Raw genomic sequence first — 3,814 nt, forward strand, 5'->3', positions numbered from 1 at the left:
GGTGGCGGGGTCCCGGTGGACATGACCGGTTCGGGAGGGCCGGCGTGGCGCGGGCTGCTGGCGGCCCCGGGCTGTGGGCGGCCGAGGCCGTGGGCGGCCCCGGGCTGTAGGCAGGAGCCGCATGATGGGCTGGCGCGGGCTGAGGCGGGCCGGGGCTGTGGGCAGGACGGGCCGCATGGCGGGGTAACGCAAGCTGTAGGCGGGCCGGGCTGGAGCAAGCCCCGGCCTTCCGCTGCCGCGCGGGTGGGCCAGCGAGCGGCTCGAGAAATTTCTGCGGCATGAGTGGGAACCGCGGCGGCACGCTCCGCGTTCAATGAGTGATGGCGCGGTGACACAGCGCTACAGCAGATGCCGAAGGGACCGGTCTCGGACCATGAGGGCGGCCCGCTTGTCGGGCAGGTCGACCTCGGCGGAGAACCGGAAGCCGGCGGTCAGGAAGGCGGCGATGGAGGGGGTGTTGCGAATGTCGGGTTCCGCGACGACGCGTGCGCAGAAGGGCCGCCGCACGAGTACGAGATCGGCTACGGATCGAAGCAGCAGACCGCCGAGACCACGTCCTCGGTCGGCGACAGCGCCCACCAGGAGGTGGAGCCCCGTGTCATGAGGCCGGGCCGGGTAGTGGCGGGCCAGCGGATCCAGGTCCGCCCGGTAGATCTCCCAGTAGCTCATCGGCGTTCCGTCCAGCACTCCGATGCACGGCACGCTGCGTCCGTCGCCGGCCAACTGGGTCAGCACATGGTCCTCGGTCACGTTCTGGGGTCCGGACAGCCGCCAGAAAGCCGCAACTGCGGGGTCGTTCATCCAGCGGCTGATGAGCGGAAGATCACGTTCGACGCGCACGGGGACGAGCTGGAAGACGCCCACGGGTGTGTCGGTCGGGCCCCAGTCGGCGACACGGTCGAGGAGCTCGTCCTCGGCCGGGACAACGGAGGGGACCGAGGGGACGGAGGCCTCACGGGTCGCGGCGATGGGGACGGAGCGCTGTGCCGTGTCCTGGTCCGGCCGCCGTGTTCCGTGGCTGTCGGACGACTCGTCCGCGATGAGGGCGAGGAGTTTCTCCGGGAGCCGTAGGTCCATGGTGTCCTCGCCATGACCGCTCACACCGGCATCCGCACCCAGGTCCGCGTCGGCTCCCCTGCTGGAGTCCACGTGGGAATCGGCATGGAAGCGGGCGTTGGAGCCGGCACCGGCGGTGACGTCGGCCGTGGCGGGGACAGTGGTACCGGTGTGGGCGGTCGGGTCGGCGGGAGCCACCAAACGCTCCTCTCAGGAAAAGGGGTGAGGCGGGTCCTCAGGGATGAAGGGGGTCGGTTGTGATCAGGAACGGTCAGGGCGATCAGCAGTGCAGGGGGTTGGCGATGGTGACGTAGACGGACTGGGTGTCGACCGGGCCGACGAGTTCGTCGAGGCCGTGGAGCCGGGTCAGCAGGTTGGCCTTGCAGCGCAGTACGGGTGAGTCCAGCAGCCGGGCCGGCAGCGAGGAGCGCAGCCTGGCCGGTCCGGAGGCGACGTTTCCGAGGAAACGGCGGAAGGCGGCGAGCAGCAGCCGCTCGTCGGCCAGCCGCTGGGAGCCGAACGCGCCGATGAGACCGAGGACGTTGTTGACCGCCAGGTAGTAGGCGAACCGCTCGTCGGCGACCTCGTCACGGACGAACGTGTCGCTGCGCTCTCCGATACCGGGCAGCCGGGCGTCGAGGTCCGCGCGCCGGGACTCGCGGAAGTAATAGCCCTGGTTGTCGCGGTAGCGGCCGCCCCTTGGCCACCCGTCGGCGTCCAGCAGAACCAGGGTGTTCTGCTGGTGAGCCTCCAGGGCGATGCCGGCCTCACCGTCCAGCCACAGGACGGGACGCACCACGTGCTCTAGGTAGCGCAGAAACCACTCGGCGGCGACGGCTCCGCGGGGCCGGCCGGTCCGGCGGGCGAGACGCGTGACGACCTCGGCGAGCCGGGACCGTAGGGCCGGACCATGGGCCTCCGGGCGGCCGGGAGCGGCTGCCTGCCGGGCAGGTGGGCGGGGGCGCGGTGAGACGAGTCCGGCGACGCAGGAGACATCGTCCGAGGGGCTGAACGGGTTGTGGCGGATCACCACGTCCAGTCCGGGCAACGGGACGCCGTCGGAACCTCCGGAGCCATCGCATCCGTCGACAGCGATCCAGGCCGGGTCGCGAACGATGTCGAAGCTCGGATGCCCGGCTCGCCACTGCTGTGCGAGTCCGCTGCGGAGCAGGCGGTGGACCTCGACACCGCGGTGGCATTCCTTACGGAGGTTCTCGCGACGGGAGTTGGTGATGCGCAGGCCCAGCGACAGCTTGAGCATCGCGGGAGCACCGGTTCGGTAGACGGTTCGTACGGAGGAGGTGGGTCGCCAGGGAGTGCCGTGGGTGCCGAGGTCACGGAGCAGTCCGCTGTCGAGCAGAGCAGCGGTCTCCGGGCGGTGCCGGATCTCGCGTGCCTGCCAGGGGTGCAGGGGCAGTAAGGCGTAACCGTCCGGCAGCGGCAAGTCGGTCCCGGCCAGGCGCGCGGTGAGTCGGGCCGCGGCGACAGTGCGGCCGCGTTCGGTCCAGGCGGAGTCGGTGGCGAGAACAGAGGGGGCGACAGCCATCCAGCGCAGGGGGAAGGATCCGCGCAACTCGGGCGAGTACAGCCGTGCTTCGGCCTCGGAGAGGCCCTCGCGGCTCTTCGGAGCCGGGTGCAGGGGGTGTCCGAGGACGAGTGACTGCTCCGCGGCCAGGAAGAGGTCGGGGCCGTCGACCGGGTGTTCACGGCGGTCGCTGAGGAAGGAGGTGACGCGGCGGAGGGAGTCGGCAACGCCCGCGACGAGTCCGACGCCGTCGCCGATGCTGCCGCGGTCGCCGTGGCCCGGGCCGTGCCCGTCTGCGGGCGTCTCCCTCGAGAGAAGAGCGGCGATCGTGACGGCGTCGGCCGGTGGGGCGTGGTCGGGAGCGTCGGCCAGACGCGGGAGACCGAAGCGGTGCCAGCCCGTCGGGGACCAGTAACGGACGGGGGCGAGCAGGGCCGTGCCGCTGGCGGGAAGGGGGATGCGGAGGATGCCGTCGGCGGGAGCGGTCTGGTTGGTCTCGCGCACCCAGCAGCGGAGCAGCGTCTCCACGGCTGCTGCCTGAGCGACGGTGTACGGGTCGGGATGCTCCAGGAGGTCGGCGGTGACTCCGCCGTCCCTCACCTCGCCGTCCCTCACCTCACCCTCCCTCACCTCGCCGCCCCGCACCTCGCCGCCCCGCACCTCGGCGAGCTGCGCCGCCTGAGGCCTCTGACACGGCACCGCCGGAACCACCGGGTTCACCGACACCCCCGAGGCCGGGACGTCAGCAGAGCCTCGTCCCGGCGTCGTGGCGTGGTCGTCGGGCTCGGAGATGGCGTTCAAGACAGGTACCTCGTCGGGTGGTTCCGGACGTGCGATCAGGGCCTGCGAGCGGGGGTCCTGCACAGACTCGCGGCGTGAAAACTCACGGTGTGGAGGCTCATGGCATGAGCTCTCACGGCGTCAAGGCTCACGGTGTGAACGGCGCTGCTGCCCCGCCCACGTCGCACCGAGCCGCCGCCCGGACGGCGTCGGCCAGGCGCTCCTGCACGGCGACCGCCTGTTCGTCGGTGATCGTCAGGGGCGGCAGCAGCCGGACGACGCTGGAGTGACGGCCGCCGAGTCCGACGATGAGGCCACGCCGCAGGCACTCCCGCTGGACGGCGGCCGCCAGTTCGGGAGCGGCGGGGAGAGGCGTCCCCGCCGCCTCAGCCACCCGCCGGGCTGTCCGGGTCTCCCCCTCCGGATCCACGAACTCCATCCCGATCATCAACC

Annotated in this window: 2 protein-coding genes and 1 pseudogene; all 3 read right to left on the minus strand. The window is 71.7% G+C overall.

Annotated elements, in window-relative coordinates; translation table 11 throughout:
- Positions 1 to 339: 339 nt before the first annotated feature.
- On the minus strand, positions 340 to 1,254 hold the full coding sequence (locus tag CA983_RS41385) for a GNAT family N-acetyltransferase (RefSeq protein ID WP_244207320.1): 915 nt from the start codon (positions 1,252 to 1,254) through the stop codon (positions 340 to 342).
- A gap of 82 nt (positions 1,255 to 1,336) precedes the next feature.
- Positions 1,337 to 3,211 (minus strand): IucA/IucC family protein, encoded by a 1,875-nt coding sequence (locus CA983_RS41390; protein ID WP_244207321.1) that lies wholly within the window; start codon positions 3,209 to 3,211, stop codon positions 1,337 to 1,339.
- A gap of 298 nt (positions 3,212 to 3,509) precedes the next feature.
- Positions 3,510 to 3,814, minus strand: a pseudogene (locus tag CA983_RS41395) (aminotransferase class III-fold pyridoxal phosphate-dependent enzyme); the annotation flags it as partial.

It is taken from the genome of Streptomyces swartbergensis, from assembly GCF_002148965.1.
Taxonomy (GTDB): Bacteria; Actinomycetota; Actinomycetes; order Streptomycetales; family Streptomycetaceae; genus Streptomyces; species Streptomyces swartbergensis.